We start from the raw sequence: 5,192 nt of genomic DNA, 5'->3' as shown, positions 1-5,192 counted from the left end.
AGGACGCGATGTCCGCCTTCGCGGCGGACGAGCACGCGTTCGCCGTAGGCAGGATCTTCCCGAGGTTCGGCGAGGTCCACGCCGCGGCCTCCTACCTGAGGGCCCTCGCCGCGGAATAGGCAGCCCCGTTCCCGTCGGTGGATCGAGGGCACGGAGCCTCGGCGAACCGGCCGGCTGATCGTCGAGGCTGCGGACGAGGCGCTGTCGGGCGACGCGGCCGGACAACGGCAGCCTGCCCCGCGCCGACGGAACCATCCACAACCCCGTCTCCGGCCGCTGCCTCGACCTCGGCGACTACGACACCACTCCCGGCCGGCAACTGTGGCTCTACGACTGCAACGCTTCCGCCGCGCAGCGCTGGAGCGTTCCGGTCCTCGGCACCGCACCGCTCCCCGTTCCCGTCCCCGTCCCTGTCCCGTAACGCCGACCGCGATCACCGCACGGAGGGCCGTCTTCCCGCCCCGGGGAGGCGGCCTTCGGCGCTGTGCCGCGGGTGGGCGCAATCCCTCGAAGGGGGGCATCGACACCTCCGGGTGATTCGAACGGGCCGTGGCCGCGCCGCCGTTGGGGTCCGGGCGGACATCGCAAGTGTGTGCGGGCGTTCGTTCCTCGCGGGCCGTGACGCCGCTCTGAGCAGCCACGTTCTTCCGGCGTCAGTTCGCAGCCGCAGCGCCTCGGGAGGAATCTTGCGATCCGTGCACGTTCATGTGGTGTTCGACCCGGCACCGGGCGGAGGTGGCCGCGCATGAGGCTCCTCAAGCGGCCCACGGCCCTCCAGCCCGCCGTCTCGGCGAGCGAGCGGCGGCTCTTCGGCGGACCCCTGCGCTACGACGCCGGCTGGTCCAACCACGACTACGCCCGCCTCGAAGGGCGGCTGCTGTCCACCCTGCGCTCCATGCCCCGCATGGTCGCCGGGACCCTGCGCCTGGCTTGGGACACCGACCGGCCCGCGCTGCTCACCGTCGCCGCCTCCGAGGCCGGCCAGGGGATCACCTCCGCCGTCGGGCTGCTCGTCCTCAGCGAGGTGCTCCGCACGCTGCTCGGCGCGGGCAGTCCCGCCGAGCGGCTGCACGCCGCCCTGCCCGCCCTGGCCGCCGGTGCGCTGGTCGCCGTACTGGGCGCCGTGCTGGCCTCCCGGTCCACCGCGGCCGCCGGACGGCTGGAGCCGAAGATCGAACGGGCCGCGCACGAGCAGTACTTGAAGGCCGCCGTCGAGGTGGAGCTCGAAGCCATCGAGGACGGGGAGTTCCGGCGGCTGCTGGACAGCGCCCAGTGGGGGCCGCCCTCGGCCCGCCGTACCGTCGGCGCCTGCGTGGCCACCCTCGGCGGGGTCATCTCCCTCGTCGCCACCGCCGGGGTGCTGACCGTGCTGCACCCGCTGCTCCTGCCCATGCTGCTGCTGATCGCCGCCCCGCGCGGCTGGGGCGCGATGCGCGTGGCCCAGCGCCGCTACCTGTCCGTCATCACCTGGGTCGAGCACGTCCGTGCCGCCCGGCTCATCGGCCAGCTGCTGATCTCCCGTACGGCGGCCCCCGAGGTACGGGTGCACGGCGTCGGCCGTTACCTGCTGGGCCACTACCGCAACATGGCCGAGGTCGCCGAGACCGAGGCCACCCGCCTGGCCGGGGACAAGGCCGCCACCGAGCTCCTGGCCGCCGCGCTCTCCGGCGCCGCGGCGCTCGTCACCTACGGCGCGATGGTCGCGCTCATCGTCACCGGCCGGATGGACCTCGCCGTCGCCGGCACCGCCGTGATCGCGGTGCGCACCGGCTCGGCGAGCCTGGGCGCGCTGGTGGCCACCACCAACACCCTGCACGAGGAGTCCCTCTACGTACGGGATCTGGAACGGTTCGTCGCCGAGGCCGGGCGGCGGGCCATCCCGGGCGGGGGGCTGCCGCTGCCGGAGCGGCTGGGCACGGTGCGGCTGGACGACGTCCGCTTCGGCTATCCGGACCGGGACGAGCCCGCGCTCGACGGGGTCTCCCTCACCATCGAGGCGGGCACCGTGGTCGCGCTGGTCGGCGAGAACGGCTCGGGCAAGAGCACCCTCGTCAAACTGCTCGCCGGCCTGCACCTGCCCGACTCCGGGTCGCTGACCTGGGACGGGGTCGACGTGCGGGACGCCGACCGGGAGCAGGTCTTCGACCGGGTCGCGCTCCTCACCCAGGACTTCGAGCGCTGGCCGGTGACCGCTCGTACCAACATCGCCATCGGCCGGCCCGGGGCGGAGGGGGCCGAGGAGGCGGTCGAGCAGGCGGCGGACGTGGTGGCCGCTGCCCGGTACGCAGGTGCCGACCGCATCGTCGAGAAGCTGCCGGGCGGCTACGAGACGCTGCTGGCACGGGTGTTCAGGGGCGCCTCGGAGCTGTCCGGGGGCCAGTGGCAGAAGTTCGGGCTGGCCCGGACGCGCTTCCGGGACGCCCGCGTCATCGTCGTGGACGAGCCCACCTCGGCGCTTGACCCGGAGGCGGAGATCGCCGCCTTCGACAGCATCCGGGGGCTCGCCGGTCCGCAGCGCGCCGTCGTCCTCGTCACGCACCGGATGTCCGGCGTGCGGTTCGCCGACGTCATCTACGTGCTCCACGAGGGGCGGCTCGTCGAACAGGGCGCCCATGAGGAGCTGCTGGCGCTCGGCGGCCGGTACGCGTCGATGTTCCGGATGCAGGCCGAGCAGTTCGCCCTGCAGCCTCCGCCCCCCTCCTCGTCGCCGTCCTCGTCCCCGTCTTCCTCCCCGTCCCCGTCCGGGCCGCGCTCCGGGACCTCCCCTATCCCCCGGCAGTCCGGCGCGTCGCCCAATGACACCTCCGTCACCTGATGCGGTGAACTCCGCCTTGGCCCACGGACAGCACGGGTAGGGCACTGCTGATCTCATGCGGGGGCCGGACCACCGGCCCCCGCACCTTTGGACGAAGGGCCTACCCCGCCGTGACGCAGCCGTTCCGACTGCCGGATTTCTACGTGCCGTATCCGGCGCGACTCAACCCCCACCTGGAGGTGGCGAGGGCCCACACCAAGCAGTGGGCGCGCGACTTCGCGATGCTGGAGGGTTCCGGCGTCTGGGAGGAGAGCGACCTCGACTCGCACGACTACGCGCTGCTCTGCTCCTACACCCACCCCGACTGCGACGCCGAGGCGCTGTCGCTGGTCACCGACTGGTACGTGTGGGTGTTCTTCTTCGACGACCACTTCCTGGAGACCTTCAAGCGCTCCCAGGACCGCGCCGGCGCCAAGGCCTACCTCGACCGGCTTGCCGCCTTCATGCCGATGGACCTGGCCGCCGGCTTCCCCGAGCCCACCAACCCCGTGGAGGCCGGCCTCGCCGACCTGTGGCGGCGAACCGTTCCGTCGATGTCCACCGACTGGCGGGAACGGTTCTCCTTGTCCACGAAGAACCTCCTCGACGAGTCGATGTGGGAGCTGGCCAACATCGACATCGGGCGGGTGGCCAACCCCCTCGAGTACATCGAGATGCGCCGCAAGGTGGGCGGCGCCCCCTGGTCGGCCGGTCTGGTCGAGTACGTCGCCGCCGAGGTCCCGGCGCGCGTCGCGCACGCGCGCCCACTGGGCGTACTGCGGGACGCCTTCTCCGACGCCGTCCACATCAGGAACGACCTCTTCTCCTACGAGCGGGAGGTCACCGACGAGGGCGAGCTGTCCAACGCCGTGCTGGTCCTGGAGACGTTCCTCGGCTGCACCACCCAGGAGGCTGCGGAGGTGTCCAACGACCTGCTGACCTCCCGCCTCCAGCAGTTCGAGCAGACCGCCCTGTCCGAACTGCCGCAGCTGTTCACCGACTTCGCCCTGGAGCCGGCCGAGGTCGCGGCCGTCCTCGCCTACACCAAGGGCCTTCAGGACTGGCAGTCCGGCGGCCACGAATGGCACATGGTCTCCAGCCGCTACATGAACAAGGAGGCCCGGGCGACCGCCCCGCTCACCCTGCCCTTCATGCCGACCGGGCCGGGCACCAGCGCCCTCGACCTGCGGTCCGTCTTCAACCGGCGTTCGATGGAGCTGCGCCGCCGCTCCTTCACTCACGTCCCCTTCGAACGCACCGGGCCTTCCGTGATCCCGGAGATCTACATGCCCCACCGGCTCTCCCTGAGCCCCCATCTGGCCCACGCCCGCGAGGAGTCGGTGGCGTGGGCGCGCCGGACGGGCCTGCTGGAGCCCCAGCCGGGGGATCCCGGTTCCACGATCTGGACCGAGGAGAAGCTGCGCGGCTACGACTTCGCGCTCTGCTCGGCCGGACTCGACCCGGACGCCACACCCGAGGAGCTCGCGCTCAACGCCTGCTGGCTGACCTGGGGCACGTACGGGGACGACTACTACCCGGTGGTGTTCGCGCAGACCAAGGACCTGGCGGCGGCCAAGGCGACCACGGCCCGGCTGATCGCCATGCTCCCCGTCGACGCCGTCGAGCACGCCGAGCGGCCGCAGCCGGCCACCGCGCTGGAGCGCGGGCTCGCCGACCTGTGGGTGCGCACCAGTGCCGGCATGCCGGTGGGGCAGCGCACCGAGTTCCGGGCGACGCTGGTGGACATGCTGGAGAGCTGGCTCTGGGAGGTGGACAACGCGGTCCACAACCGCGTCCCGGACCCGGTGGACTATGCGGAGATGCGGCGGCGCACCTTCGGCAGCCGGCTCACGATGTACCTGTGCCGGCTCGGCCACGAGGGCCGGGGCATTCCGGAGGAGATCTACGCCTCGGGGACGATCCGCTCGCTGGAGAACGCCGTCGCCGACGCGGCCTGCCTGATCAACGACATCTACTCCTACCAGAAGGAGGTGGAGTTCGAGGGCGAGGTCCACAACCACATCGTGGTCACGCGGAACTTCTTCGACATCGGCTACCCGGAGGCCCTGCACATCTGCCACGCGCTGATGACCCAGCGCACCGAGGAGTTCGAGCACATCGTGGCCACTCAGCTGCCGGTGCTCTACGACGACTGGAAGCTCGACGCCGGGGCCCGGGCCGCCCTGGACGCGTACGTGCGGGAGCTCCAGGACTGGCACGCGGGTGTCCTCAACTGGCATGCGACGATCCGCCGTTACCGGCCGGAGGACCTGAGCCGGCCCGGCGGCGGTCTGGCCGGCGCGGTCCTCGGCTCCGGCTTCGGCATGGCCGCCGCCCGGGTCTCCCTGCCCGCGTGAGTCCGGTCCGGCGGGGGGGCGGTCGCGCCCGGCCCCCCCCC

2 protein-coding genes are annotated in these 5,192 nt (G+C 72.4%); both read left to right on the top strand.

Annotated features, from left to right (window positions below; genetic code table 11):
• The first annotated feature begins 745 nt into the window (after positions 1-745).
• The gene (locus IH80_RS0137735) at positions 746-2,815 is read left to right on the top strand and encodes an ABC transporter ATP-binding protein (RefSeq protein WP_030966419.1); all 2,070 of its coding nucleotides are present in this window, start codon (positions 746-748) and stop codon (positions 2,813-2,815) included.
• Positions 2,816-2,925: 110 nt separating this feature from the next.
• A complete protein-coding gene (locus tag IH80_RS0137730; RefSeq protein ID WP_030966417.1) occupies positions 2,926-5,151 on the top strand; it encodes a terpene synthase family protein in 2,226 nt (741 codons plus the stop codon).
• Positions 5,152-5,192: the final 41 nt, after the last annotated feature.

The organism is Streptomyces sp. NRRL S-378 (genome assembly GCF_000720645.1).
In the GTDB taxonomy this organism is placed as follows: Bacteria; Actinomycetota; Actinomycetes; order Streptomycetales; family Streptomycetaceae; genus Streptomyces.
This window is presented reverse-complemented; position numbering and strand designations above follow the sequence as displayed.